Annotated in this window: 22 protein-coding genes and 1 tRNA gene; 11 read left to right on the forward strand and 12 right to left on the reverse strand. The window is 63.8% G+C overall.

Annotated features, from left to right (window positions below; genetic code table 11):
- Positions 1-112: 112 nt before the first annotated feature.
- From glmM to C9I57_RS11420, 4 genes are all read right to left on the reverse strand, one after another.
- Positions 113-1,471, reverse strand: coding sequence for a phosphoglucosamine mutase (gene glmM / locus C9I57_RS11405; RefSeq protein ID WP_107150792.1), 1,359 nt, complete (start codon positions 1,469-1,471; stop codon positions 113-115).
- Between the two features lie 77 nt (positions 1,472-1,548).
- Positions 1,549-2,439 (reverse strand): dihydropteroate synthase, encoded by an 891-nt coding sequence (folP, locus tag C9I57_RS11410; RefSeq protein ID WP_107151052.1) that lies wholly within the window; start codon positions 2,437-2,439, stop codon positions 1,549-1,551.
- Between the two features lie 116 nt (positions 2,440-2,555).
- The gene (gene ftsH, locus C9I57_RS11415; RefSeq protein WP_026229675.1) at positions 2,556-4,445 is read right to left on the reverse strand and encodes an ATP-dependent zinc metalloprotease FtsH; all 1,890 of its coding nucleotides are present in this window, start codon (positions 4,443-4,445) and stop codon (positions 2,556-2,558) included.
- 268 nt (positions 4,446-4,713) lie between these two features.
- On the reverse strand, positions 4,714-5,376 hold the full coding sequence (locus C9I57_RS11420) for an RlmE family RNA methyltransferase (RefSeq protein ID WP_107150793.1): 663 nt from the start codon (positions 5,374-5,376) through the stop codon (positions 4,714-4,716).
- 148 nt (positions 5,377-5,524) lie between these two features.
- On the opposite strand from C9I57_RS11420, the gene C9I57_RS11425 reads away from it, so the two are divergent.
- Positions 5,525-6,103, forward strand: a complete 579-nt coding sequence (locus C9I57_RS11425) for a YhbY family RNA-binding protein (protein WP_107150794.1) — start codon at positions 5,525-5,527, stop codon at positions 6,101-6,103.
- Here the strand turns inward: C9I57_RS11425 and C9I57_RS11430 are convergent.
- The 6 genes from C9I57_RS11430 to gloB form a co-directional block, all read right to left on the reverse strand.
- Positions 6,096-6,584 (reverse strand): DUF4149 domain-containing protein, encoded by a 489-nt coding sequence (locus tag C9I57_RS11430; protein ID WP_181321800.1) that lies wholly within the window; start codon positions 6,582-6,584, stop codon positions 6,096-6,098. The genes C9I57_RS11425 and C9I57_RS11430 overlap by 8 nt on opposite strands.
- 12 nt (positions 6,585-6,596) lie before the next feature.
- Positions 6,597-7,073: a transcription elongation factor GreA gene (gene greA, locus C9I57_RS11435; protein ID WP_107150795.1), complete on the reverse strand. Its 477-nt coding sequence runs from the start codon at positions 7,071-7,073 to the stop codon at positions 6,597-6,599.
- Positions 7,074-7,220: 147 nt separating this feature from the next.
- On the reverse strand, positions 7,221-10,475 hold the full coding sequence (gene carB / locus C9I57_RS11440; protein WP_107150796.1) for a carbamoyl-phosphate synthase large subunit: 3,255 nt from the start codon (positions 10,473-10,475) through the stop codon (positions 7,221-7,223).
- Between the two features lie 81 nt (positions 10,476-10,556).
- Positions 10,557-11,705: a glutamine-hydrolyzing carbamoyl-phosphate synthase small subunit gene (gene carA, locus C9I57_RS11445; protein ID WP_107150797.1), complete on the reverse strand. Its 1,149-nt coding sequence runs from the start codon at positions 11,703-11,705 to the stop codon at positions 10,557-10,559.
- Positions 11,706-12,122: 417 nt separating this feature from the next.
- Positions 12,123-13,856 (reverse strand): transglycosylase SLT domain-containing protein, encoded by a 1,734-nt coding sequence (locus tag C9I57_RS11450; RefSeq protein ID WP_107150798.1) that lies wholly within the window; start codon positions 13,854-13,856, stop codon positions 12,123-12,125.
- A 196-nt stretch (positions 13,857-14,052) separates the two neighbouring features.
- The gene (gene gloB, locus C9I57_RS11455) at positions 14,053-14,853 is read right to left on the reverse strand and encodes a hydroxyacylglutathione hydrolase (RefSeq protein ID WP_107150799.1); all 801 of its coding nucleotides are present in this window, start codon (positions 14,851-14,853) and stop codon (positions 14,053-14,055) included.
- Positions 14,854-14,871: 18 nt separating this feature from the next.
- On the opposite strand from gloB, the gene C9I57_RS11460 reads away from it, so the two are divergent.
- From C9I57_RS11460 to C9I57_RS11480, 5 genes are all read left to right on the forward strand, one after another.
- Complete coding sequence (locus C9I57_RS11460) at positions 14,872-15,750, forward strand: class I SAM-dependent methyltransferase (protein WP_107150800.1); 879 nt, start codon at positions 14,872-14,874, stop codon at positions 15,748-15,750.
- Position 15,751: 1 nt separating this feature from the next.
- Positions 15,752-16,201, forward strand: coding sequence for a ribonuclease HI (rnhA, locus tag C9I57_RS11465; RefSeq protein WP_018440738.1), 450 nt, complete (start codon positions 15,752-15,754; stop codon positions 16,199-16,201).
- A 66-nt stretch (positions 16,202-16,267) separates the two neighbouring features.
- Positions 16,268-17,035, forward strand: coding sequence for a DNA polymerase III subunit epsilon (gene dnaQ / locus C9I57_RS11470; protein ID WP_107150801.1), 768 nt, complete (start codon positions 16,268-16,270; stop codon positions 17,033-17,035).
- A gap of 48 nt (positions 17,036-17,083) precedes the next feature.
- Positions 17,084-17,158: transfer RNA gene (locus C9I57_RS11475), tRNA-Val, on the forward strand.
- A gap of 355 nt (positions 17,159-17,513) precedes the next feature.
- The gene (locus tag C9I57_RS11480; RefSeq protein WP_107150802.1) at positions 17,514-17,861 is read left to right on the forward strand and encodes a hypothetical protein; all 348 of its coding nucleotides are present in this window, start codon (positions 17,514-17,516) and stop codon (positions 17,859-17,861) included.
- Positions 17,862-18,010: 149 nt separating this feature from the next.
- Here the strand turns inward: C9I57_RS11480 and C9I57_RS11485 are convergent, their stop codons facing one another.
- Complete coding sequence (locus tag C9I57_RS11485; protein WP_107151054.1) at positions 18,011-18,907, reverse strand: LysR family transcriptional regulator; 897 nt, start codon at positions 18,905-18,907, stop codon at positions 18,011-18,013.
- 207 nt (positions 18,908-19,114) lie between these two features.
- On the opposite strand from C9I57_RS11485, the gene tcuA reads away from it, so the two are divergent.
- The 3 genes from tcuA to C9I57_RS11500 all read left to right on the forward strand — a co-directional run bounded on the left by tcuA (position 19,115) and on the right by C9I57_RS11500 (position 23,067).
- Positions 19,115-20,518, forward strand: coding sequence for an FAD-dependent tricarballylate dehydrogenase TcuA (tcuA, locus tag C9I57_RS11490; RefSeq protein WP_107151055.1), 1,404 nt, complete (start codon positions 19,115-19,117; stop codon positions 20,516-20,518).
- Positions 20,505-21,680, forward strand: coding sequence for a tricarballylate utilization 4Fe-4S protein TcuB (gene tcuB / locus C9I57_RS11495; RefSeq protein ID WP_107150803.1), 1,176 nt, complete (start codon positions 20,505-20,507; stop codon positions 21,678-21,680). Before tcuA ends, tcuB begins: the two co-directional genes overlap by 14 nt.
- A gap of 82 nt (positions 21,681-21,762) precedes the next feature.
- Complete coding sequence (locus C9I57_RS11500; protein ID WP_107151056.1) at positions 21,763-23,067, forward strand: MFS transporter; 1,305 nt, start codon at positions 21,763-21,765, stop codon at positions 23,065-23,067.
- 6 nt (positions 23,068-23,073) lie between these two features.
- Here C9I57_RS11500 and C9I57_RS11505 read toward each other — a convergent pair whose 3' ends face one another.
- On the reverse strand, positions 23,074-23,964 hold the full coding sequence (locus C9I57_RS11505) for a manganese catalase family protein (RefSeq protein WP_107150804.1): 891 nt from the start codon (positions 23,962-23,964) through the stop codon (positions 23,074-23,076).
- A 253-nt stretch (positions 23,965-24,217) separates the two neighbouring features.
- Between C9I57_RS11505 and C9I57_RS11510 the strand changes: the two genes are divergently transcribed.
- Both C9I57_RS11510 and C9I57_RS11515 read left to right on the forward strand, forming a co-directional pair.
- Entirely contained in the window at positions 24,218-25,009 is a 792-nt protein-coding gene (locus C9I57_RS11510) for a PadR family transcriptional regulator (protein WP_107150805.1), read from the forward strand.
- Between the two features lie 111 nt (positions 25,010-25,120).
- Positions 25,121-26,395: an MFS transporter gene (locus C9I57_RS11515; protein ID WP_107150806.1), complete on the forward strand. Its 1,275-nt coding sequence runs from the start codon at positions 25,121-25,123 to the stop codon at positions 26,393-26,395.
- The last annotated feature ends 1 nt before the right edge of the window (position 26,396 follow it).

Genomic DNA, 26,396 nt, shown 5'->3' on the forward strand with positions numbered 1-26,396 from the left:
GATTTTAGGCGAAATTCGTACAACTTACCGATAGGTAAGACGAGTTTGCGCGCAATTGCGGTGCAAAGAACCCCATTCGAATATGACAAAGGGTCGGAGCGACGGCCGATCGTCAAGCGGTTTCCTGCTCGACGACGCGCGCGATTTCCCGCGCGCAGCGAACGGCGTGCTCGCTTTGCCGCGCCTCGACCATCACGCGCAACACCGGCTCCGTCCCCGACGCGCGGATCAGTACCCTCCCGTTGCCATCGAGCGCCCGCTCTGCGTCGGCCACGGCCCGTGCAATGGCTTCACTGCGCTTCCAGTCCGCACCCGGGCGCATCCGCACGTTGATGAGCTGCTGCGGAAACAGTGCCACATCCTTGAGCAGTTCGGCGAGCGTCGATCCGCTGCGCTTGATCGCGGCGAGTACGAGCAATCCCGAGACGATACCGTCGCCCGTCGAGTGACGGTCGAGCGACAGAATGTGGCCCGAACCTTCCGCCCCCAGCTGCCAGCCGCGCTCGCGCAAATGTTCGAGGACATAGCGGTCGCCGACCGGGGCGCGCACGAATTCCACGCCTTCCCGCTCGAGCGCAACCTCGACGGCCATGTTGGTCATCAGCGTGCCGACGGCGCCCGGCACCTTCCCGTCAGTCGCGATCCGGTCCTTGACCAGCACGTACAAGAGCTCGTCGCCGTTGTAGAGGCGCCCCGCGGCATCGACGATCTGGAGCCGGTCGGCATCCCCGTCGAGCGCGATACCGAGATCGGCGTGGTTCGCCTGCACCGCCCGCTCGAGCGCCTCGGGCGCCGTCGCGCCGACGCCGTCGTTGATGTTGAATCCGTTCGGCGCGACACCGATCGAGATGACGTCGGCGCCGAGCTCATGAAAGACGTGCGGAGCGATATGGTAAGCCGCGCCGTGAGCGCAATCGACGACAAGCTTGAGCCCGTGCAAGTCGAATGCCGCGGGAAACGTGCTTTTGCAGAACTCGATGTAACGCCCCGCTGCATCGTCGAGCCGCCGTGCCTTGCCGAGTCGCTCGGACGGCGCGCATTCGAGCGGCGCCTCGAGTTGCTTTTCGATCAGCAGCTCGACGTCGTCGGGCAATTTGTTGCCGTCGGCGCTGAAAAACTTGATGCCGTTGTCGTAGTACGGATTGTGCGAAGCGCTGATGACGACGCCCGCCGCGAGCCGCAACGCGCGCGTCAGGTACGCGACGCCGGGCGTCGGCATCGGTCCGGCCAGCATCACGTCCACGCCGGCCGCCGAGAAACCGGCTTCGAGCGCCGCTTCGAGCATATAGCCCGAGACGCGCGTGTCCTTGCCGATCAGCACCGTCGGGCGCGAGCCGGCCTTCACCCAGCGATCGGCGCCGGCCAGCACCTTGCCCGCCGCATAACCCAACCGCAACACGAACTCCGGCGTGATAGGCGCCTCGCCGACTTTGCCGCGAACCCCATCGGTACCGAAATAACGTCGTGCCATTGTCTTATTTCCTCGTTCGTTCTTTGATATCACCCTCTTCCGCTCGGAAGAGCATTCCAGTCCGTCCGCGACGCCTCTCAGGCCGCGTCGCGGACCGCTTTCCAGACCTTCAGCGCATCGACGGTCTCTGCCACGTCGTGCACGCGAATGATCGCGGCGCCCCGCTCGGCCGCCAAAACGGCACCCGCGACGCTGGCGGCGACGTTTTCTCGCGGCGTAGACCGCCCCGTCACCTTGCCGAACATCGATTTGCGCGACATTCCCGCCAGGATCGGATACGGCGCGACGCCGGCCGGCACGCGCGGCGCCGTCTCCGCTAGATGCGCAAGCAGCGCATAGTTGTGCTCGATCGTCGATTTGCCGAAGCCGAAGCCCGGATCGACGCTGATCCGGTTGCGGCTCACCCCTTCACGCATCAGCGTTTCGACGCGCTCGGTCAGAAACGCTCGGACATCGGCGACGACGTCCTCATATTCGGGCTTGCCGCGCTGCATCGTCTGCGGCTCGCCGAGCATATGCATGACGCAAAGCCCGCACTGGCTGTCGCGCACTGCGTCGATCGCACCGGGCCGACGGAAACCCCAGACGTCGTTGATGAGGTCCGCGCCCGCCGAAAGTGCGGCACGCATCACCTCGGGCTTGTAGGTATCGACGGAGAGCGGCACGCCCGCGCCACGGAGCGCCTCGACGATCGGGATGACGCGCGCGAGTTCCTCCTCGAGCGAAACGGGGGGAGCGCCGGGGCGCGTCGATTCGCCGCCGATGTCGAGGATATCCGCGCCTTCACGCACCATGGTCTCGGCCTGGCGCAGCGCATCGTCGCGCGCGGCATATCGGCCGCCGTCGGAAAACGAGTCGGGCGTGACATTGAGGATACCCATCACCAACGGGCGCTCGAACGTCAGCGTATGACGCCCGCACTGCAACGGTTCAGGGATGGAGCGTCGGGAAAGATCGGAACTGGACACGAAGATCGAGGAAAGAAAGAGACACGCGAAGCGGCCTACACGCCGGCACCGCATCATCAACAAAAACGGGCCGGTGCGAAGTGTCGCACCGGCCCGTCGTCTCGTCGCCGCCGACCTTACGCCGGTGCGGTCGCGCTGCCCGGCTTCACCTCGGGGCCGGGACTGCCGCTGCCGCCCGACGACGATGCGTCCGGCGCTACGCTCTTCGGCGAGCGAGGCGCCCGGCCGGCCATGATGTCGTTGATCTGATCGGCATCGATCGTCTCCCACTCCATCAGCGCCGCCGTCATCGCTTCGACCTTGTCGCGGTTCTCCTCGAGGAGGCGCCGAGCGAGCTTGTATTGCTCGTCGAGCACGCGGCGAATCTCGGAGTCCACCTTCTGCTGCGTCGCCTCGGAGATCGCGCGCGTGAAGCCCCGACCGAACGGAGACGCGTCGTTGTCGTCGTCGGCGTAGACCATCGGCCCGAGCGCGTCGGTCATCCCGAATCGCGTGACCATCGCACGCGCCGTCTGCGTCGCCTTATTGAAGTCGTCCGACGCACCGGTGCTGATGAGGTTCAGGAACAGCTCCTCGGCAACGCGTCCGCCGAACAGGATCGCCAGACGGTCGAGCAGGTAATCCTTCGAGTAAGTCTCGTTGTCATGCTCGGGCAACTGCCAGGTGACGCCCAATGCGCGACCGCGCGGAATGATCGTAACCTTGTGGACCGGGTCCGACTTCGGCAGCAACTTCGCCACCACCGCGTGGCCCGCTTCGTGATAGGCGGTCGCGCGTTTCGCTTCTTCACGGATGACGGCCGACTTGCGCTCCGGCCCCATGAAGATCTTGTCCTTCGCGTCTTCGAAGTCCTGCATCTCCACGATGCGCTTGCCGCGCCGCGCCGCGAACAGCGCCGCCTCGTTGACGAGGTTCGCGAGATCGGCACCCGAAAAGCCCGGCGTGCCGCGCGCGATGACGGCCGCGTCGACGTCGTTGGCGATCGGCACCTTGCGCAGGTGGACCTTCATGATCTGCTCGCGACCGCGAATATCGGGCAGACCGACGTAGACCTGGCGGTCGAAACGGCCCGGGCGCAGCAGCGCCTTGTCGAGCACGTCCGAGCGGTTCGTCGCCGCGATCACGATGACGCCCGAATTCGCCTCGAAGCCGTCCATCTCCACGAGCATCTGGTTCAGCGTCTGCTCGCGCTCGTCGTTGCCGCCGCCCATGCCGGCGCCGCGATGGCGGCCGACCGCATCGATTTCGTCGATGAACACGATGCAAGGGGCATGCTTTTTCGCCTGCTCGAACATATCTCGCACGCGCGCGGCACCGACGCCGACGAACATCTCGACGAAGTCGGAACCCGAAATGCTGAAGAACGGCACTTTCGCCTCGCCGGCAATGGCGCGCGCGAGCAGCGTCTTACCGGTACCCGGCGGGCCGACGAGCAGCACGCCGCGCGGAATGCGGCCGCCGAGCTTCTGGAACTTTTGCGGATCGCGCAGGAAATCGACGAGTTCGGAGACCTCCTCCTTCGCTTCGTCACAGCCGGCTACATCGGTGAAATTGATTGCGTTGTTGTTCTCGTCGATGAGGCGCGCACGCGACTTCCCGAACGAGAATGCACCGCCTTTGCCGCCTCCCTGCATCTGCCTCATCATGTAGAACCAGAAGCCGATGATCAGTATCGTCGGCCCGAGGTAATAGAGCGCGGAGACGATCGGGCTCGGTTCTTCGTCGGCCTTGCCGCTCACCTGGACGCCGTACTTCATCAGATCGCCGACCATCCAGATGTCACCCGGCGATACGATCTGATATTTCTGACCGTCTGCGGGAGTGACCGTGAGGTTCCGCCCCTGGACGACGACACTCTTGATCTTGCCGTCCTTCGCGTCTGTCATGAACTGCGAGTACGAGACGCCTTCCTGCACACGGGGCTTGTCGAACTGCTTGAACACCGTGAACAGCACCAGTGCGATCACGAGCCACACTGCTGCCTTCGAAAACATATTGTTGTTCAAAGCACCACTCCTTCACTATGACGGGCGCGCCTACATTTGCCTTGCGGCGCCACCAAAGCATTCTAATCCAGTCCGCAGACCCCTGCCATAACGTTTCTCTACCGCGAAAATAGCCGTTTTTGTGCGCGTCAAGGCAATTTTTGCGCGCTTGTTACACATTTCGCGAGAAAGAACGTGTGGGTCTCTCTTCGTCGGCAGGCCGAGTCATTCGCGGTCTACCGGGCAATGCCCCTGGGAATCGCCCGCGGGGCAGCACGGGCCGGTTCAGTCAGTCGATATGTTTCAAAATCTTACCCAGGATGAAAGTCTCCGACGATTTGTCGCGCGAGGCCTTGGGCTTGCGCGCGGCGACCGTTTTGAACTGACGCTTGAATTTCTCGACGATCTGACTGTACCCGCTGCCGTGAAAGCATTTGACGAGCAACGCCCCTTCGGGCTTCAGATGCCGCTGCGCGAATTCGAGCGCGAGGTCGCAGACATGCTCGATCCGGGCGGCGTCAGCCATGGCCACACCCGAGAGATTGGGCGCCATGTCCGAAATTACAAGGTCCACGCGACGCCCCGCGACCACCTCTTCCAGCTCGGCAAGCACGCTGTCCTCGCGAAAATCGCCCTGGATGAAGTGGACATCGGCGATCGGCTCCATCGGCAACATGTCGAGCGCGATGATCGTGCCGTCGATCCCGCCCTCGCGCACCACGTCGCGACGCATGCCCTGAGCCAGCTTGTTGCGCACGTACTGACTCCAGCTGCCGGGGGCGGCGCCGAGATCGACGATGATCTGGCCCGGTCGAATCAGCTTGTCCTGCTCGTCGATTTCCTTGAGCTTGTAGGCTGCGCGGGCGCGATAGCCCTCGCGCTGCGCAAGCTTGACGTAAGGATCGTTGATATGGTCGTGCAGCCACGACTGGTTGAAGCGGTTTTTTGCCATCTAAAAGAAAGAGTTACTGCGTACGGCGTCGCGGCGGGGGGCTTTTGGCGGATAATACGCGTTTTGCCGGCTCGGCATGCACGCTCTTCGCGGAGCGTGTGCCGCCGCCCACATTTTAGTCGACTTGCCGATCTCCCCACTTTTCCCTATGCCAGCCCTCAAAGTTTCTCCCGCGCAACGCGCCGAACTGCGCGCCCAGGCGCACGCTCTCAAGCCGGTCGTCTTGATCGGGGCCGAGGGGCTGACCGAGGCTGTGCTGGCCGAAATCAAGGTCCACCTCGCCGCCCATCAGCTCATCAAGATCCGCGTGTTCGGCGATGAGCGCGAAGAACGGGCCTCCATCTACGAGCGCATCTGCGACGAGCTCGACGCCGCGCCGATTCAGCATATCGGCAAGCTGCTCGTCGTCTGGAAACCGGCCGCCGTGGCCGAACGCGGCGCCCGAAAGGCGCAACCGGCCGGCACGGGCCGCGCGAAACGCCCGACGGCCATGCCGAGCGCCGGCGAGGCAGCCGGAGCCAAAGAGCCCCAAGGCACCACGAAAGCCACGCGCGGCGCGGCGCCACGCCTCGTCAAAGTGGTCAAGCAAAGCGACAACCCGACCCGGCGCCCGAAGCCGCAGACAGTTCTCGTGCGGGGCAACGAGCGTGTCACCGCGGGCGGAACGATCAAGCGCGCCAAAAAACGCCAAACCAGCGCGAAGCGTCAGCACCAGTCGGTCAAGTAACGCTCGCCATGGCCGGCGGCTCGCCGGCCGGCAACTTCCAGACGAGCACGAGACCCAGCAGGCTTTCGATGAGGTAAATGACGGTCGAAACGCCGTGCAGTAGCCCAAAACGCGCGGCGTAGGCCGAATGCCCTACGTCGACGCCGGCACCGAGCGCCGCCTGCCTCATGGCTTCCATGAACGGCTGCAGCGCGAAGTAGCCGATGAGCACGCACGCGAGCATCGCCGCCAACAGCCAGCGCAGCGGGCGGTAGCCCGTTGCGCCGCGGCGCACGAGCAGATTGCCGAGCGCCAGCGACAATACGCCGCAGAACACGCCGACGAACGCCTCGATCCGGAACAGCTTGGCCGCGACCGTGCCGGCGGCGATACGATCGAGCGTCGTAAACAACGTCGGCGCGGCAGCATAGCCGATCGTGAGCAGACTGCCGACCCAAATCACGATCAGCAGCCTGAAAATGGGGTACGGAGCGACGGACACGTCGAGCGCTCGTCAGACGTAACGGACGGAAATGATTTCGTACTCGCGGACGCCGCCGGGCGCCTGCACTACGGCGACGTCGCCGTCGGACTTGCCGATCAGCGCGCGCGCGATCGGCGAGCTGATCGAAATCAGCCCATGATCGATGTCGGCCTCATCGTCGCCGACGATCTGGTACGTCACGATATCGCCCGAATCGAGGTCTTCGAGCTGCACGGTGGAGCCGAAAACGACTCGACCATCGGCGTCGAGCAACGTCGGGTCGATCACCTGCGCCGCCGCGAGTTTCGATTCAATTTCGGCGATTCGTCCCTCGATGAATCCCTGTTTTTCCTTGGCCGCGTCGTATTCGGCGTTTTCGGACAGGTCTCCTTGCGCGCGCGCCTCGGCGATCGAATGGATGACCGACGGACGCTCGACCGACTTCAGCCGCTGCAGTTCGTCGCGCAATTGATCGGCGCCCCGCTTCGTCAGTGGAATGGTGCTCATAGACAGGTCAGTAAGCAAAAAACGGCAATAAAAAAGCACCGCGGTTAAGTGCATCCCGTCAGGCGCCAATCGCCACCGGAGGGGACGCCGCTTAACCGCGGCATCGGGGGCCCTGATTCGACCCCGCTCATATGAGTAATCGAAGGACTAGTTTAGGCGAGCGTGTAGCCCTTGTAAATCGTAGACCTCGAGGTTTTTGAGATAGCGCAGGCCTTCGACGGCCGCGCGCGCGCCCGACATCGTCGTGTAGTACGTGACCTTGTTCGCCTGCGCGCTCATGCGGATCGAGCGCGAATCGGCGATGGCCGCGCGCGTTTCGTCGACGGTCGTGAAGACGAGCGCGATGTCGCCGTTCTTGATCATGTCGACGATATGCGGCCGGCCATCCTTGACCTTGTTGACGACCTTGACCGGCACGCCCGCCGCCGCGATCGCCGCGGCCGTCCCCTTCGTCGCCACGAGCGGGTAGCCCAGCTCGTGCAGCATGCGCGCGACTTCGACCGCCTTCGGCTTGTCCGCATCCATGACCGTGAGCAATACCGTGCCCGATTCGGGCAGGCGCGAGCCGGCGGCGAGCTGCGACTTGAAGAGCGCCTCGCCGAACGTCTTGCCGACGCCCATCACTTCGCCCGTCGAGCGCATCTCGGGGCCGAGCACCGGGTCCACCGCAGGGAACTTGACGAACGGGAACACGGCTTCTTTCACGCTGAAGTACGGCGGCTCGACTTCCTTCGTCACGCCCTGCTGCTCGAGCGTCTGCCCGACCATCGTCCGCGCGGCGATCTTCGCCAACGCAAGGCCCGTTGCCTTCGACACGTACGGCACCGTGCGCGAGGCGCGCGGATTCACCTCCAGCACGTAGATGATGTCCTCGATCGACCCGTCGGCCGCTCTCGCCTGCTGGATCGCGAACTGCACGTTCATGAGGCCGACGACGCTCAGCGCGCGCGCCATCGCGGCCGTCTGACGCTTCAACTCGGCGACGGTCTCCCGGGAGAGCGAGTAAGGCGGCAGCGAGCACGCCGAATCGCCCGAGTGAACGCCGGCCTGCTCGATGTGCTCCATCACTCCGCCGATGAAAACAGCTTCGCCGTCGGAAATGCAGTCGACGTCGCATTCGATCGCATCATTGAGGAAGCGGTCGAGCAGCACGGGGGAATCGTTCGAAACTTTCACGGCCTCGCGCATGTAACGCTCGAGATCGCGCGGCTCGTGCACGATCTCCATTGCGCGTCCGCCGAGCACGTAGGACGGCCGCACGACGAGCGGATAGCCGATCTCGTCGGCGAGCGCGAGCGCTTCGTCCTCGGTGCGCGCCGTCCGGTTGGGCGGCTGGCGCAGTTGCAGGTCATTCAAGAGCTTCTGGAAGCGTTCGCGATCCTCCGCGGCGTCGATCATGTCGGGCGACGTCCCGATGATCGGCACGCCGTTCGCCTCCAGGTCGAGCGCGAGCTTGAGCGGCGTCTGACCGCCGTACTGGACGATCACGCCGAGCGGCTTTTCCTTGTCGACGATCTCGAGCACGTCTTCGAGCGTCAACGGCTCGAAGTAAAGGCGATCAGACGTGTCGTAGTCCGTCGACACCGTCTCGGGGTTGCAATTGACCATGATGGTCTCGTAGCCGTCCTCGCGCATCGCGAGCGCGGCATGGACACAGCAGTAGTCGAACTCGATGCCCTGCCCGATCCGGTTCGGCCCGCCGCCGAGCACCATGATCTTCTTGTTCGAGGTGGGTTGTGCTTCGCACTCCTCCTCATAGGTCGAGTACATGTAGGCCGTTTTCGTCGCGAATTCGGCCGCGCAGGTATCGACCCGCTTGTACACGGGACGCACGTCGAGCTCGATGCGGCGGCGCCGCACGTCGGCCGGCGCCGCGCCGAGCAGTTTCGCAAGACGGCGATCCGAAAAGCCGCTTTGCTTCAGGAAGCGCAGCTCGTCTTTCGTCACGCTTTCGAGCGAGCGGCCCGCGAGCGCTTTCTCCTTGCGCACGATTTCCTCGATCTGCGCCAGGAACCAAGGGTCGATTGCGGTCTCTTCGAACACTTCATCGACCGTCATGCCGATGCGGAACGCGTCGCCGACATACCAAATGCGGTCGGGTCCCGGCTCGCCGATCTCGCGCACGATCTCGTCGTGGTTCGTCGTCTTTTCGTCGAGGCCGTCGACGCCGACTTCGAGGCCGCGCAGCGCCTTCTGGAACGACTCCTGGAACGTGCGGCCGATCGCCATCACCTCGCCGACCGATTTCATCTGCGTCGTCAGATGGGAGTCCGCTTCACGGAATTTTTCGAACGCGAAGCGCGGCACTTTGGTCACGACATAGTCGATCGTCGGCTCGAACGAGGCTGGCGTCTGACCGCCCGTGATCTCGTTCTTGAGCTCGTCGAGCGTGTAGCCGACGGCGAGCTTCGCCGCCACCTTCGCGATCGGAAAGCCCGTCGCTTTCGAGGCGAGCGCAGACGAGCGCGAGACGCGCGGATTCATCTCGATGACGATGACGCGCCCGTCTTGCGGGTTGATGGCGAACTGAACGTTCGAGCCGCCCGTATCGACGCCGATTTCCCGCAGCACCGCGAGCGACGCATTGCGCAGCAGCTGATATTCCTTGTCGGTGAGCGTCTGCGCGGGCGCGATGGTGATCGAATCGCCCGTGTGGATGCCCATCGGATCGAGGTTCTCGATCGAGCAGACGATGATGCAGTTGTCGTGGCGATCGCGCACGACCTCCATTTCGTACTCTTTCCAGCCGAGCAGCGACTCTTCGATAAGAAGCTCGTGCGTCGGCGACAGGTCGAGCCCGCGCCGGCAGATTTCCTCGAATTCCTGACGGTTGTAGGCGATGCCGCCGCCCGAGCCGCCGAGCGTGAACGACGGCCGAATGACGACGGGATAGCCGAGGCCGCCCGTTTGCGCGGCGATGTCGGCCTGCACCTTGAGCGCCTCGTCCATCGAATGCGCGACGCCCGATTTCGCCGAGCCAAGCCCGATCTTCGTCATCGCATCCTTGAACTTCTGGCGGTCTTCCGCCTTGTCGATCGCTTCGGGCGACGCGCCGATCAGCTCGACGCCATACTCGGCGAGCACGCCGTGATGATGCAGGTCGAGGGCGCAGTTGAGCGCCGTCTGCCCGCCCATCGTCGGCAGGATCGCGTCGGGGCGCTCCTTTTCGATGATGCGCTCGACCACTTCCCAGGTGATCGGCTCGATATAGGTCACGTCCGCCGTGTTCGGGTCGGTCATGATCGTGGCCGGATTGCTGTTGACGAGGATGACCTTGTAGCCTTCCTCGCGCAGCGCCTTGCATGCCTGTGCGCCCGAGTAGTCGAATTCGCACGCCTGTCCGATGATGATCGGCCCCGCGCCGATGATGAGAATGCTTTTGATGTCTGTCCGCTTGGGCATAACGCTCTCGCTATTGGATTCCTGGGTTCTCTGCTCTCGCGACGGGTGGCCCGGCCACGCACGCCGCCTCACGCATCGCGCTCACGCGGCCGCGCTGCTCCGCTTCGCGTCCATCAGCGCGGTGAAGCGGTCGAACAGATACCCGATGTCGTGCGGGCCCGGCGATGCTTCCGGATGGCCCTGGAAGCAGAACGCGGGCTTGTCGGTTAATTCGAAACCCTGCAGCGTGCCGTCGAAGAGCGACACGTGGGTCACGCGCGCATTGGCCGGCAGCGTATCGGTATCGACGGCGAAGCCATGATTTTGCGACGTGATCACGACGCGCCCGTCGGCCAAGTCCTTCACGGGATGATTCGCGCCGTGATGGCCCGTCTTCATCTTCATCGTCTTCGCGCCGATTGCGAGCCCCATGATCTGGTGGCCCAGGCAGATGCCGAAAGTCGGAACGCCGCGTTCGATGAACTCCTTCGTCGCGGCGATCGCATAGTCGCACGGCTCCGGATCGCCGGGACCGTTCGAGAGGAAAATGCCGTCAGGATTGAGGGCCAGCGCCTCGGCCGCGCTCGCCTGAGCGGGGAGCACCGTCACGTGGCAGCCGCGCTCGGCGAGCATGCGCAAGATGTTGTGCTTGACGCCGTAGTCGAACGCGACGACACGATAGCGCGGCGCGCGCTGCGCGCCGAAGCCACTGCCGAGTCGCCACTCGGTCTGCGTCCATTCGTAGGGCTTCGTCGTCGAGACGACCTTCGCGAGATCCATCCCGGCCAGACCGGGGAACGAGCGCGCGAGTTCGATGGCGCGAGCCTCGTCGTCGCTGCCCGCCAGCACGCAGCCGTTTTGCGCGCCCTTGTCTCGCAAAATGCGCGTGAGGCGGCGCGTGTCGATGCCGGCGATGGCGACGACACCCTCGTCACGCAGATATTCGACGAGCGTGCGCTCGCTGCGGAAGTTCGATGCGCGCACGGGCAAATCGCGGATGACGAGGCCGGCCGCATGGACCTTCGTCGACTCGACATCCTCGCCGTTGGCGCCGACATTGCCGATGTGCGGATAGGTGAGCGTCACGATCTGACGCGCGTAGCTCGGGTCGGTCAGGATTTCCTGATAGCCCGTGATGGCTGTATTGAACACGACCTCGCCGATCGTATGGCCGGCGGCGCCGATCGAGTAGCCGCGAAAGACCGTGCCGTCGGCAAGTGCTAGCAGAGCGGGAGGAAAAGACGGCAACACGGGAAGCTCCTTGGGGAACACCCTGTTGCCGACCTGTCATCCGCCACGTGGCTGTCGCGCTCGACCGAAGCGGCGCTCGACATTCCGCTTCGCTTCGTTCGGCTTGCGGGACTTACGGTCCACGGGCACGGTCGCGGTGATCGCGATGCCGGCACTGGCAACACCAAACGGCGCATCGAGCGGCGGATGAACGGGATGGGAGAGGTAGGCGCTAGGGTGCGGGTTGAATATGCAAAACTTTCGAATTATAGCCTGAAAGCCCCTTCCCTACAATCGGCATGCGGAGTCCGGCAGCTCGCTCGTTGCCGGCTTGCCGGGAGGCCGGCCATGCGCGGCGAGCAGCGTGCCTGCAGCCAGTATAAAACGAAGCTGAAGCGCTGCCTAAAAGGAAGCGAAGCGAAGCCGAAGTCCTGCCGCTTACTGTTGCTTGCTCTTGGAAGCCTCGGCCGCGACCTTTTCGCCGCCTTGCGCGGCTTTGGCCGTCTTGCGAGCCGGCTTCGACGAGTCCGCCGCCTTCTGCGGCGCCGCGGTTTTCTTCACGGAAGCGCTCTTGCCGGCCGGAGCGGCAGCCGCGACTTTCGCCTTGGCAGCGCCGCCGCGGCTCTTGCTCGCCACCGCTTTCTCGTGGCGCGAACCCGCCCTCGTCACGGATTTCGCGGGCGTCTTGACGGCCGCCTTCGTGCTCGCCGCGCGAGCCTCGACTTTTTCGACGTGGGCGTCGGCCGGAATCGTCGTCGCGATTCTCTGCGGGCCCGGCTCGGCCGGCATAGGCTTGCCGACCGGCACATGCAGCACGATGAGTTGCCCCGGCAACGCCGTGTCGCGCCGCGTCTTGTTCCACGCCTTCAACTGCGCGACCGAAACGTGATACCGGTCGGCGACGGCGGCGAACGACTGCTTGCGGCGAATGCGGATCAGCATCTTGCGCGTGTCGGGAACGTCGGGCTCCATCGCGAGCACGGCGCTTTCCGCGACATCCGCGCTGATGTCCTCGTCGTCGTCATCGCCGCGCGGCACGAGCAGCGTCGAGCCCGGCTTCAGGCGCATGTGCGCCGGAATCTTGTTGACGGACACGAGCATGTCCGGATCGACACCGAGCTTTTCGGCGAGCGCGGCCGGACGCGTGCGCTCCGTCACCGTATAAGTGGTCCACGACGACAGTTGTCCGTCGTACGACTTCAGATTGCGCTCGAAGGCGCTCGCATTGTCGAACGGAAGCAGGATTTGCGGCTGCGTCGCCCCAAGGATGACGGGCTTCTTGAACGACGGGTTGAGCGCCCGGAATTCGTCGAGCGACAGGTTGGCGAGCTTGGCCGCCACCTCGACGTCGATGTCGTGCGACGTCGTCACCGAGACAAAATAGGGATGGTTCGGAATCGACGGCAACGAAAGCCCATATACCTGGGGATTCATCACGATGTTCTTCACGGCTTGCAGCTTCGGCACGTAGTTGCGCGTCTCGTTCGGCATGCGCAGGCTCGCGTAGTCGGTCGGCAAGCCTGCCGCCTGGTTCCGCGCGATGGCGCGCTGAACGTTTCCTTCGCCCCAGTTGTAAGCCGCTAGCGCCAGGTACCAGTCGCCGAACATGTCATGCAGGCGCGACAGATAGTCGAGCGCCGCCTCCGTCGACGCGAGCACGTCGCGCCGCTCGTCCTGCCACATGTTCTGCTTCAAATTGAACGTGCGGCCCGTATCGGGCACGAATTGCCACATGCCGGCCGCCTTCGCGACCGACAGCGCCTGCGGGTTATACGCCGACTCGATGAAAGGCAGGAGGGCAAGCTCCGTCGGCATATTGCGCGACTCGAGCTCCTCGACGATGTAATAGAGATACTTCTGCGAGCGGTCCGTCATGCGCTGGACGTAATCCGGACGCTGCGCGTACCAGTTGACCTGTGCATCAACGAGGTCGCCCTGCAAATCAGGAATCTGAAAGCCGCGCCGAATGCGCGCCCAAAGGTCCGTGTCCTGCGTGGTGAGTTGTTCGACCGAGCTGTTGTCTACGTCGATCGTTTGTTTGGCGGTGGCGGTGCGCAGTGTATCGGTGGGGGTTTGCGGGTTGGAAGCGTCGGTGGCGGGGTTCGTCGCAGGGCCTTGACTCGCACAGGCGGCGAGCATCAAGACCAATAGCGCACTTAGGATCAATCGCATGAACGTCTCGGCTTCCAAAGCTGCAAATTGCGAGCGATAGTACGAAAGCCCGCCGCCGACGTCAACCAAAAATCGTAAAAAAGCTTGTCAAATCCGGGGCTTGGCACACATTTTCGCGGCCCGGCGCGGGCGGTGGCGCACAGTCCGGCGCCCAGCTTCGCAAAGCGTGCAACAAAAGAATAGATGCCGTGCGCGCTTAGCGAAAGCGGTTCTTCCACTCCCGCATCAGCGTGAACGAGGCGAGGCGATCCGCGACCTCCTCATGCAGTTCGTCAGCGAGCGTGCGGCGGATCTCGGGGCTGTCCGCGCGCAGGAACGGATTGACGGCGCGCTCGTGAGCGATCGTCGTCGGCAGCGTCGGCTCGTTGCGGGCGCGCCGGGCGGCGGCTTCGTCGCGCCAGGCAGCGAGCTCGGCATTGCCGGGTTCGCAGGCGAGCGCAAAGCGGATGTTCGACAACGTGTACTCGTGCGCGCAATGGACCTGCGTCTCGCCCGGCAGCGCGGCGAGCGCATCCAACGATGCGAGCATTTGCGAGGGCGTGCCCTCGAAGAGACGACCGCATCCGCAAGCAAAAAGCGTGTCCCCGCAAAAGACATGAGGGGCCTGTTCGCCGCGGCCCGCTTGAAAGTAAGCGATGTGTCCGCGCGTATGGCCCGGCACGTCGAGCACCGTCAGTTCGAGCGCGGGGGCTTCGATCCTCACGCGATCGCCGCCCGCAACTGAATGCGTCACTTGCGCGATGGCTTCCGCGGCAGGTCCGTAAACCGGGATGGGAGCGATTGACGCATCGCGGCACAAGTCGGCCACTCCGCCGACGTGGTCGGCATGGTGGTGCGTGAGTAAAATAGCGCTCAGTCGCCAGCCTCGTTTTGCCAGATACGCGCGAACGGGGGCGGCTTCGCCCGGGTCGACCGCGACCGCATCACGGCCGTCGGACACGAGCCAGATGTAGTTGTCCGCAAACGCCGGCACCGGCACGTATTCGAGCGTTTTCATAGGCGACTTTGTCAACCGATGTCTGATCGACCGATTATAGACTGGCCCGCCTGGACCGATTCTCCGCCTGGGCGCTATGTGCTCGAGTGGGAGCAGGCGCAGCTCGACCGCGTCGTCTTCAACGTGTTCGGGTATCACGCGCTCCAGCTCGGGCTGCCGCGACTCGACGCGCTGCGCGAGAACCGCATGCCGTGTCGCGGCCTCGTGCTCGATTCGGCGAGCGGCGCGAGTGCGCCTTACACCTATCCGCCTGCGCGCTCGCCGCATGTCGCGGGACCCGAGTTGCCGGGCTCCGCGCCCTCGCCCGGCGCGCCGAATTCGTCGCCCGTACCGAGCGACCGCCATGCGCCCGACGGGCGGACGACAGTGTGGTGCGATCTGCTCGATCTGCCGTTCGAGGCGCAAAGCGTCGATCTGATCGTGATGCCGCACACGCTCGAATTCACGCGCGATCCGCACCGGCTGTTGCGCGAAGCCGAGCGCGTGCTGATGCCGGAGGGGCAGCTCATCATCCTCGGGTTCAATTCGCTGAGCCTTTGGGGCGCGCGCCAATCGGTCGGCAAGATGACGGGTCGCCCGTTCGTGCCGGCCGCGCACGATCTGATCGCCTTCACGCGAATCAAGGACTGGATCAAGCTGCTCGGTTTCGAGCTTGAACGCGGACGCTTCGGCTGCTATCGTCCGCCCCTCGACGGCGAAACATGGCTTTCGCGTTTTGCGTTCATGGAGCAGGCCGGCGATCGGTGGTGGCCGATCTTCGGTGCGGTCTACATGGTCACGGCCGTCAAGCGCGTGCGCGGCATGCGGCTCGTCGGCCCGGTCAAGGTCAAAAAGCCCGTGCTCGCAGCGGGGCTCACGCCCGCCGCCACTCACAAGACACACAACCCGAGTATTTGACGTGACGACCGAGTTCATCGAAATCTTTACTGACGGCGCGTGCAAAGGCAACCCGGGCCCCGGCGGATGGGGCGCGCTGTTGCGCTACGGCACGCAGGAAAAAGAGCTTTTTGGCGGTGAGCCGTCCACGACCAACAATCGAATGGAGCTCATGGCCGTGATCGCCGCGCTCGAGGCGCTGAAGCGGCCGTGCAATGTCGTGGTCCATACCGATTCGCAGTATGTGCAGAAAGGCATCAGCGAGTGGATTCACGGCTGGAAGAAGAAGAACTGGATGACGGCGGCGCGGACGCCCGTGAAAAATGCCGATCTCTGGCGGCGGCTCGACGATCTCGCCTCCATTCATCAGATCGAATGGCGCTGGGTGAAGGGGCATGCGGGGCATCCCGAGAACGAGCGCGCCGACGCGCTCGCCAACCGTGGCGTCAACGCCCTGGCGGAACAAGGCTGAGCGCTGCGTTTTCGGTTTTACGTTTTCTTCGACATTCGACATTGTCTTCAAGCGAGTAACAAGAATATGCGCCAGATTGTCCTGGACACTGAAACGACAGGCCTCAATGCCCGAACCGGCGACCGCATCATCGAAATCGGCGGCGTCGAAATCGTGAATCGGCGGCTCACTGGCAACAATCTGCACTTCTACATCAACCCCGAGCGTGACAGCGATCCGGGTGCGCTTGCGGTGCACGGGCTCACGACCGAGTTCCTGAGCGACAAGCCGAAGTTCGCGGAGATCGTCGACGAACTGCGCGACTATCTGCAAGGCGCGGAGCTCGTCATCCATAACGCGCCGTTCGATCTGGGGTTTCTCGAGGTCGAGTTTTCGCTGTTGGGGCTGCCGTCGTTCCGGGAGCACTATGCAAGCTGCATCGACACGCTCGTGCAAGCGAAGACGATGTTCCCCGGTAAGCGGAACTCGCTCGACGCGCTTTGCGATCGGTTCGGCGTGAGCAACGCGCATCGCACGCTGCATGGTGCGTTGCTCGACGCGGAATTGTTGGCCGAGGTCTATCTTGCGATGACGCGCGGGCAGGAAAGCCTCGTCATCGATATGCTGGGGGAGACATCGAGCAAAAGCGATGTGGTTTCGTCGCGGCCGATGGTGTCGTTCGAATCGATGTCGTTGCCGGTGGTCGCTGCCGATGCCGATGAGCTTAGTGCGCACCAAGCCGTGCTCGACGACATCGACAAGGCGATCAAGGGCACGAGCGTCTGGCGGCGCGAGCCCCCTGCCCCTGCTTCTTCGGAAGCCGGCGGCGATTCCGCGGTTGCGCAAGCCGCTTAAAAAGCGCTTGCCGGGCCACGACAGGTCTGCCATAATCCGTGGCTCTTCGGGTGGTTAGCTCAGCGGTAGAGCACTGCCTTCACACGGCAGGGGTCACTGGTTCGATCCCAGTACTACCCACCAGAATCATGGGTACGTAGGAAGCCCGAAGAACAAAGGCCCTCAGGCGTTAGCCGAGGGCCTTTTTCTTTTCCGGCAACCGACCTAACTCGCCCACGACGCCATTAGGCGGAAAAGTGGCGGAGTCGAAAATAGTCCCAGACGCAAGGCAACAAGCAAAACTGTCTGGAGCAACTGATGGCTGGAATCTGGAAGCGGGGAAAGTATTGGCGGGTCGAGATCCGCAGAATCGGCTACCCCAGCCGGCATTGGCCGGTGTCGGCATACCCTTGCTTGCGCCACCGTCGCTGTGGCACTCTCTGCTATCTCCTGATGAATCAGCGCAAACGCCCCAGTACGACACGAAGCAGGCCAAGCGATGATGCGCCGCGCGATTGCCGCAACTGCATTCCTTGCAAGCTGCCATGCATGGGCCGCTGGGCCGGCCATTGTCACCGACAGCGAGGCGGCCACCAAGGCAGCCGCCATCACGCGCGACTATGGCTTGTCAAAGGACAAGACGGAGTGCTTGCTGTTCGATTCGGCAGACAAGGGCCGCTACTTTCTCGTTCGCGTGCGCGAGAACCATACCGAGGCCTGCGGCGGTGAGCCGGGGGTGTCGCCCGTGCTGTTCTTCCTGAAAATCCGCAAGCGCGACGGCTATACCGTCACGACCGCCTACGACAGCGAGCATTACCGCCCGCTCAAGCCGCGTCATAAGGACTGACGATCGTGCGCTGGTCGCCGTTGAGGTGCGAGGTGGTCTGCCCGAGCGCTAATGGCGAATACCGCCGCGCCGCGTGGTTACTCGTTACGCTCGCTCGCGCACGCTCGCGAAGACCTGCTTGCGGAGATCCTGGCCCAGCCGCCTCCGCGTCAAGTTACGCGCGCAAACAAGTCGAACAACTGCTGCGCGCTCGCCGAAAGCACCCGATTGCGTCGTCGAATCAACCCCATCGTGCGCGACACGCTCGGCTCGACGAGTGGCACGCCGACCAGTACCGAATGCTCGGGCCCCGGCATCGCCATGGCAGGCAGTGCCGCCACACCCAAGCCGGCCTCGACCAGGCCCAACGCCGCCGTCCCGCTTTGCACCTCATAGGCAATCGGAGGACGTGCCGCGACGCCGACGAGCGCACGATCGACGATGAGCCGATTATCGGACGTGCGCGCTACCGCAATGAATGGTGTCGCGGTAGAAACCACCTGCGCCCAAGATACCTTCTCAAGCTTCGCGAATGGATGATCTCGCCGGCATGCGAGCACGAACGGCTCCTTGATCAGCGGAAGAAAATCGACGTCGTCGTCCTCGGCGCTCACGAACGTAAAGCCGAAATCGGCATCTCCCTGCGCGACCGCCGAACGGACCTCATTCGCCTTCGCGTCGAAGACGGCGACCTGCACGCGCGGATGCTTTTCTCGAAAGCGCCGCAACGCGTTCGACACGTGGTAATGCACCGCCGACGGTACGCAAGCCACCGTCACCCGCTCCACGCGCGTCGCTGCGTCGCCGCGGATGCCGAGCACCGCGTGATCGAGATCGTCCAGCACCGCCCTAACCTTGCGCTCGAACTCGCGTCCGACCGCCGTCAGCTTGACGCGCCGCGTCGTGCGCTCGAGCAGGCGTACGCCGAGCGCTCGCTCGAGCTTATCGATACGTCGGCTATACGCCGGTTGCGATAAATGCACGGCCTCTGCCGCCTTGCGGAAGCTTCCGCATTCGACGATCGCGCGGAATGCAATGAGGTCATTCAAGTCAAAGTTGATGTTCATCGGAAACCCGCAGTCATGAAGCCCAGGGGCCCGCACCGCGCCCATTGATGCGCCAATTCTATCAATCGTTGCTTTTATTGCAATTGACGTAGCCGCTCGCTCTGACCGAGACTCACTGAGTTTCGTCGCGGCATGGCGCTCGGCCAAGGGCCAGCCTGGACAAGCGCGGCGATGAACGACCAAATGAAAGCGACACCCGAGGCGAAATTGATCGACGTTCTCGTTATCGGCGGCGGCAACGCCGCCCTATGCGCGGCCTTGACGGCGCGCGAGCGTGGCGCTTCCGTGCTGCTGCTCGAAGCGTCGCCGCGCGAATGGCGCGGGGGCAACACACAACACACGCGCAACCTGCGCTGCATGCATGACGAGCCTCAGGACGTGCTCGTCGATGCCTACCCCGAAGAAGAGTTCTGGCAAGACCTGCTCAAGGTGACGGGTGGCCAGACCGACGAAGCACTCGCGCGCCTCGTCATCCGGGCCTCGGCCACCTGCCGGCCCTGGATGCGCAGCCACGGCGTGCGCTTTCAACCGTCGCTCTCGGGCGCATTGCATACGGCCCGTACGAACGCCTTTTTCATGGGTGGCGGCAAAGCACTCGTCAACGCCTATTACCGCAGCGCAGAAAACCTCGGCGTGCAAATCCGCTATGACGCGCCCGTCGAGCGAATCGAACTCGACGGCAGCCGTTTCGTCGCGGCCTACATTGGAAACGAGCGCATCGTCGCACGAAGCTGCGTACTCGCCGCGGGTGGCTTCGAATCAAATCGGGAATGGCTGCGTGAAGCCTGGGGCCAAAACGAGCGCGGCGAATACCCGGCCGATAACTTCATCATCCGCGGCACACGCTTCAACCGGGGCACGCTGCTGCGTTTCATGATCGAGGCCGGCGCGGACCGCATCGGCGACCCAACGCAGGCACACATGGTCGCGATCGACGCACGCGCCCCGCTCTATGACGGAGGCATCTGCACGCGCATCGATTGCGTCTCGCTCGGCGTGGTGGTGAATCGCGATGCCCGCCGCTTTTATAACGAGGGCGAGGACTTCTGGCCGAAGCGCTATGCGATCTGGGGGCGGCTCGTCGCCCAGCAGCCCGCGCAAATCGCGTATTCGATCATCGACGCCAAAGCGATCGGCCGATTCATGCCGCCCGTTTTCCCCGGAACTCGCGCGAATACGCTGCCCGAACTCGCGCGCGCACTGGGTCTGCCGGAGGCGGAGTTCGTGAAGACGATCGAAGCGTATAACGCGGCATGCCGTCCCGGCACGTTCGATCATGCGCGGCTCGACGATTGCCGCACGGAGGGCCTCGAGCCTCCGAAGACGCATTGGGCAAGACCGCTCGATACCCCGCCCTTCTTGGGCTACGCGCTGCGCCCGGGCGTCACGTTCACCTATCTCGGCCTGAAAACGGACGAAACGTCGGCAGTACGCTTCGCCGGCGAACGCAGCCGGAATCTCTTCGTCGCCGGCGAAATGATGGCGGGCAACGTGCTCGGCAAGGGATATACAGCGGGTGTCGGCATGAGCATCGGCACGGCCTTCGGCCGCATTGCCGGCGCGAACGCTGCCGCCTGCGCAAGCCAGGAAAGTCTCGATGCAGCAGCTTGATACATTGATCGAAAGCGCCCGGACCTGGGCCGACAGGACGACGCACCCGGCCGCTGACGCCGACGCAAACGCTGAAGCCGAAGTCGCCCGCATCATGCAGATCTGCAACGCGTGCCGGTATTGCGAAGGCTTCTGCGCCGTGTTCCCGGCCATGACGCGGCGGCTCGAATTCGGCACGGCCGATGTCCACTATCTCGCGAATCTCTGCCACAACTGCGGCGCCTGTCTGCATGCATGCCAATACGCGCCGCCGCACGAGTTCGCCGTCAACGTGCCGAACGCGATGGCTCGCGTACGGTTGACAACCTATCAGCACTATGCGTGGCCGCGCGCGCTCGGTGCGCTTTACGAGCGTAACGGTCTAGTGTTGTCGCTTGCGCTCGCGGGCGGCCTGGCGCTTTTCCTCATCCTCGCGCTGGCCCTCAGAGGCACCCTATGGATGTCGGCGCCCGGCGGCAACTTCTATGAGGTGTTTTCGCACCCGGTCATGGTCGCCTTCTTCGCCCCGCCGTTTGTGTACGCGGTCCTCGCCCTGGCGCTCGGCGTGCGGCGCTTCTGGCGCGAAGCATCGGCCGGCCGCGCGAGCGGCCCGGCGGTACTAGAGGCCGGGGGAGCGGTCGCGACGCTCAAGTATCTCGATGGCGGCCACGGTGAAGGCTGCAACAACGAAGACGATGCGTTCACGCTCTGGCGGCGGCGCTTTCATCAGTTGACCTTTTACGGCTTCTTGCTCTGCTTCCTATCCACCTGTATCGCCACGCTCTATCACTATCTGCTGCGCCTGGAAGCGCCCTATGCCTACACCAGCGTGCCCACGCTCGTCGGCACGATAGGCGGCATTGCGCTCGTCATCGGCGTCGTCGGACTCTGGCGGCTGAATGTCCGTCGCCATCCGTTCGCGGGCGATCCCCAGCAAAAACCGATGGATCGCGGTTTCATGGCGCTACTGCTGCTCATCGCGGCGAGCGGACTCGCGCTCGAGGTCTGGCGCGCAACGCCGTCCATGCCTATTCTGCTAGCAGTGCATCTCGGGGCCGTACTTTCGTTTTTCCTGACGCTGCCCTACGGCAAGTTTGCACATGGCCCACTGCGCGCCGCGGCGCTGCTGAAGTGGGCCATCGAGCGACGGGAGCCTAACCGAACGGGGCTGACTGAAGACTGATCGCGGCGGCGGACTCGGGGCGAGGCCCGGCACTTGTCGTCGCCAGAATGGGGTGAACGGAATCTTCAACGAGGAGACAAGCGTGACAACAATAGCTGACAAGCCTTCGCAGCAACAGGTCATAAAAGTTGCGGTCGCGAGCATCATCGGGTCGATCATCGAGCAGTACGACTTTCTCGTCACCGGCATCATCGCGGCAACGGTCTGGGGTGGCGTCTTTTTCAAGCTGCCGAGCCTCGCGGCGGTCGCCGCCGCCATCGCCGTCTATGGCATCGGCATCGTCATCCGGCCCGTCGGCGCCTTCATCTTCGGCAACATCGCGGACCGTTACGGTCGCAAGGACGCGATGGTCTATGCGCTCTTGCTGATGGGCGTCAGCACGCTCTTCATCGGGCTCACGCCGACCTACGACACGATCGGCGCCGCTGCGCCGATCTTGCTCATCGTCTTCCGTTTGGCCCAAGGCATCAGCTTCGGCGCGGAGTTCGGCACGGCATCGACATGGGTCGTCGAGCAGGCGGCGAACTCGAAGCGTCGCGCGTTCTGGGGCGCCTGGGTCGGCTTTGCGATCCCCATCGGCCTACTGCTCGGCTTCGGCTCGGTTATCCTCGTTCGCTCGCTGATGACCCCCGCGCAATTCACGGATTGGGGCTGGCGGATATTCTTCTATGTCGGCTTCGCCGTCGCCATCGTCGGCATCATCATCCGCACGCGCACGATGGACAGTTTCGTGTTCGAACGCTTCAGGGCCGAAGAAACGTTGCTGAAAAGCCCGGCCGCGCGTGTGTGGAGCGAGATGCCGTTTCGCATCCTGCGCACGTCGCTCGTCAACGCAATGTTCGGCGGCGCGTTCTTCCTCAGCTTCGTGTTCGGCACGAGCTACATGAAGGCCGTTGGCTTCGCGGGTACGGAGGCCGAAAGCATCGGCCTCATCGCCGCGGCTTCGATGCTCGTCTTCATGATCATCGGCTCGTTGCTCGCCGACGTGCTGAGCCGGCGCGTGATCCTGCTCACGTCGGCCGTCGTGCTGCTCGTCTGGGCGATTCCGTACTTCTATTTGATCAACACGGGCAACTTCTGGCTCGCCGTGCTCGCCGAGGTCATCGGTTTCGGCTTTGTCTTCGGGTTCGGCTATGGCGCCATTCCGGCGTTCTACACGGAAAACTTCCCGACGCGCTATCGCGCGTCGGGTGCCAGCGCCGGCTACCAGGTTTCGCAGGTCTATGGCGGCGGACTAATTCCGATCATCGCGGGTCTCATTCTTCGCGGCGTCGGCATTCACCGCGCCTATATCTACATCGGGCTCTTCGTCATGGTCTATGCGCTGCTCGCGATCTTCGCGATTCTGACGACCCCGGATACGAAGGGCATCGACCTGCAAGCTTAATACCGATCACTCCCGCAACCCATCCTGCCCCGGCGCGACGGACCCGAGCTCTGCCCCCGTCTCGGGATCCTTCGTCCTGTCCGACTTCAATCGGAGTTTCATCGCATCGAGCGCCGCCCTTTCCGAAGCATTCAGCTGTGAGCTCGCATGGCCATCGCCGCCGTCGACCGCCGAGGGCGGCTGTTCCACCAGCTCCAGGCCACGTCCCTCGTTCCAGGGGCCCCGTTCCGGCGGCTCGCCTTGCGACATTTTGAAATACGCGTTGGCAAAGCGCGGATCCGGCGCGAGCTTGCCCGGGGGGAAATTGCCGACGATCGCATAGAGCGCCTTTTCGAACGACTTCTGATGCGACACTTCACGCGTCATCAGAAAACCTAGCGCGTCGCGCACACCGGCGTCGTCCGAAACATTGATGAGGCGCTCATAGATGATCTTGGCGCGCGCCTCGGCGGCGATATTCGAGCGCAAATCCGCCGTCGGCTCGCCGATGGTATCGATATAGGCCGCCGTCCACGGCACGCCGGCCGAATTCGTCAACGGCGAGCCGGCGCCGTAAAGCACCTGCGTCACATGACTGTCGTTGCCGGCGCCGTGCAGCTTGCGGTAAAGCTCGGCCTGGCTGTCGACCGCCTCGGCCATCTCGCCCTTGGCACCGCGATTCAGCATCGATACGAGCGATCCAATCACTTCGAGGTGGCTGAGCTCCTCGGTCGCGATGTCGAGCAGCATGTCCTTTCGCCCGGGATCTTCCTCACTGATGGCCTGCGTGAAATATCGGATTGCCGCCGCCAACTCGCCCTGAGGCCCGCCGAACTGCTCGAGCAGCAAATTGGCGAGACCGGGATTCGTCGAACCGACGCGAACGGTGTACTGCAAACGCTTGTTGTGTACGAACATGGGACCCTCTCCTGGTCGCTGAGACTGTGAAACGAAGACGTCGCGAACAAAGTCGCACGCTCGGCGCGCGCAACGACCATTCCAGGGTGTGCCGGCTTATTTACCGCTCACTGCGATTGTCCCTCGCATTCGCGTCTTGTTGTCATCGAGCGTTCCGACGAGGGTACGCGCCATCCCCATCGCATGAATCGCTTGACGATGTATCTTTAGATATGTATCTTTAGATACATCACCTACGGTCAAGGAGGCCTCCATGAGGCATTGTCATTCGGCTCGCTACTCGGACTTTGCCGAGTTCGGCGGCATTGGCGAATTTCCCGCGCGTGCGCGCGAGCACTTCTTTCATCGCCTGCATCGCGCCTTCCATGAAGGACAGCCTGGCGCTGCGTTCGAAGAGGCGTGGTGGCGCCACGGCCTGCGCTATGCCATTGGCCGGCATCGTCATCGCCACGGCGGCGGCGGAGCGTTTTGGGGCGGGCGCGGCGAGCACGGTTTCGGCGACGACGAGGGTTTCACGCGCGGCCGTAAATTCACGGGCGAGGATCTCCAGTTGATGCTGCTCGCCCTGATCGCCGAGGAGCCGCGTCACGGCTATGAGCTCATCAAGGCGCTCGAAGCGCGTTCGAACGGTTTTTATGCGCCGAGCCCGGGCATGGTGTACCCGGCCCTCACTTATCTCGAAGAGCTCGGGTATGTCACGGTCCAACAGGAAGGCAATCGCAAGCGGTACGAAATCGCCGAGGCCGGCCGCGACTACCTCGACAAGCATCGCGATCAGGTCGATTTGATTCTTGCGAAGCTCAGCTTCGTGGCGAGCAAGATGGAATCGATGCGGCGCGCGTATGCCGCCTCGGCCGAGGCCGATGAGGGAGGCTTCGGCGGCGAAGGCGGCCGCTGGCATCCCAAGCTCGTTCAGGCGCGCTATGCGTTGAAGCTCGCTGTCATTCGCCACGCTGATGCGGACGAAGCCGAACAGCGGCGCATCGCGGAAATCCTGTTGCGGGCCGCCGCCGAAATCGAAGGCAATGCGCGCGGGTCGGCCTGAGAGAATCGACCTGCCTGATCGGCACTTCGCCGCACGTGGCCGGATGCGCGAGCGCATGCGGCCTAATTTTCGCAGTGAATCGGCCAACGCCGAAAACAAGGACGCCAACGAATGTATGCACTGCTTCCCGCCCGCGAGCGGCGTTTGATCTGGGTGCTGGCCCTGGTCCAGTTCACGATCATCATGGACTTCATGGTGATGATGCCGCTCGGCCCGCAAATCATGTCGGCATTTCGGATCGCCCCGGCCGCATTCGCGGCCGCCGTCTCCGCTTACTCATGGTGCTCGGGGCTGTCTGGCCTCTTCGCCGCGACTTATATCGATCGCTTCGACCGGCGCCGGCTGTTGCTGACGGTCTATGCGCTTTTCGCGCTTTCGAATCTGGCTTGTGCGATGGCAACGAGTTACCCGCTGCTGCTCGCGAGCCGCGCGTTCGCCGGCATCACAGGCGGCGTGCTGAGCGCCGGTGTGATGGCGATCGTCGCCGACGTAGTGCCCGTCGCGCGGCGCGGCGCCGCCACGGGTGTCATCATGACTTCCTTTTCGCTGGCGGCCATCGCCGGTGTGCCGGCCGGCGTCCTGCTCGGCGCGCATCACGGCTGGGCCGCGCCGTTCTGGCTGCTCGCAGCGCTCAGTGCCGCGATCGGCTGTATCGCCGCTGCCATCGTGCCGACGCTCGCCGAGCACTTGCGAGTGCGCCCGCCCGCTGTGTCCGAAGCGCTTCCCGCTCTCTGGCGCATGCTCACGCGTATCCGCCACGTCAAAGCGTTCACGCTCACGTTTTTGATGATGCTCGCGCACATGCTCGTAATCCCGTTCATCTCGCCAATGCTGGTGGCGAACCATGGCGTGCCGCCGGGGCAGATTTCATGGCTTTACATGGCCGGCGGCGCGGCGACGTTCTTCACATCCCGTGCCGTCGGCAGACTCGCGGATCGCATCGGTCACCGGCTCGTCTTCAGGATTTTCGGCGTGCTCGCGATGGTACCCATGCTCGTCATGACCCATCTGCCTGCCGTGCCGTTCGCCATCATGGTGCCGTTCTTCGCGCTTTTCATGGTGATTGGGTCGGGTCGCATGATCCCGATGCAAGCCATTCTCACGACCGTGCCGGAGCCCACCGAGCGTGGCGCCTTCCTGAGCGCTAACGGTGCCGTGCAGGCGCTCGGCACGGGCTGCGGTGCCTGGATCGGCGGTCTGCTGCTATCGACGGACACGGCTGGGCACGTGCTCGGCTATGGGACGAACGGCTGGCTCTCCGTATCCATTGCAGCGCTTGCGCTCGTGTGGATCGGCCGCGTCACGAGCGCGCCGACGGCGCGCGAACCATCGCGTGCCGTCACGAGCGTCGCCGCGAACGAAGAGAAACTCGTCCCCGAGGCCTGAC

Source organism: Trinickia symbiotica (genome assembly GCF_003028655.1).
GTDB lineage: Bacteria > Pseudomonadota > Gammaproteobacteria > Burkholderiales > Burkholderiaceae > Trinickia > Trinickia symbiotica_A.

Bases quoted from the DNA above. Each gene is read 5' to 3' on its own strand.
- C9I57_RS11460 (WP_107150800.1), top strand. From the start codon at position 14,872: ATGTCTGATCGACCGATTATAGACTGGCCCGCCTGGACCGATTCTCCG.
- tcuB (WP_107150803.1), top strand. From the start codon at position 20,505: ATGCAGCAGCTTGATACATTGATCGAAAGCGCCCGGACCTGGGCCGAC.
- glmM (WP_107150792.1), bottom strand. From the start codon at position 1,471: ATGGCACGACGTTATTTCGGTACCGATGGGGTTCGCGGCAAAGTCGGC.
- C9I57_RS11485 (WP_107151054.1), bottom strand. From the start codon at position 18,907: ATGAACATCAACTTTGACTTGAATGACCTCATTGCATTCCGCGCGATC.
- C9I57_RS11505 (WP_107150804.1), bottom strand. From the start codon at position 23,964: ATGTTCGTACACAACAAGCGTTTGCAGTACACCGTTCGCGTCGGTTCG.
- carB (WP_107150796.1), bottom strand. From the start codon at position 10,475: ATGCCCAAGCGGACAGACATCAAAAGCATTCTCATCATCGGCGCGGGG.
- C9I57_RS11420 (WP_107150793.1), bottom strand. From the start codon at position 5,376: ATGGCAAAAAACCGCTTCAACCAGTCGTGGCTGCACGACCATATCAAC.
- C9I57_RS11450 (WP_107150798.1), bottom strand. From the start codon at position 13,856: ATGCGATTGATCCTAAGTGCGCTATTGGTCTTGATGCTCGCCGCCTGT.
- dnaQ (WP_107150801.1), top strand. From the start codon at position 16,268: ATGCGCCAGATTGTCCTGGACACTGAAACGACAGGCCTCAATGCCCGA.
- C9I57_RS11480 (WP_107150802.1), top strand. From the start codon at position 17,514: ATGATGCGCCGCGCGATTGCCGCAACTGCATTCCTTGCAAGCTGCCAT.
- C9I57_RS11515 (WP_107150806.1), top strand. From the start codon at position 25,121: ATGTATGCACTGCTTCCCGCCCGCGAGCGGCGTTTGATCTGGGTGCTG.
- gloB (WP_107150799.1), bottom strand. From the start codon at position 14,853: ATGAAAACGCTCGAATACGTGCCGGTGCCGGCGTTTGCGGACAACTAC.
- C9I57_RS11510 (WP_107150805.1), top strand. From the start codon at position 24,218: ATGAGGCATTGTCATTCGGCTCGCTACTCGGACTTTGCCGAGTTCGGC.
- C9I57_RS11425 (WP_107150794.1), top strand. From the start codon at position 5,525: ATGCCAGCCCTCAAAGTTTCTCCCGCGCAACGCGCCGAACTGCGCGCC.
- greA (WP_107150795.1), bottom strand. From the start codon at position 7,073: ATGAGCACCATTCCACTGACGAAGCGGGGCGCCGATCAATTGCGCGAC.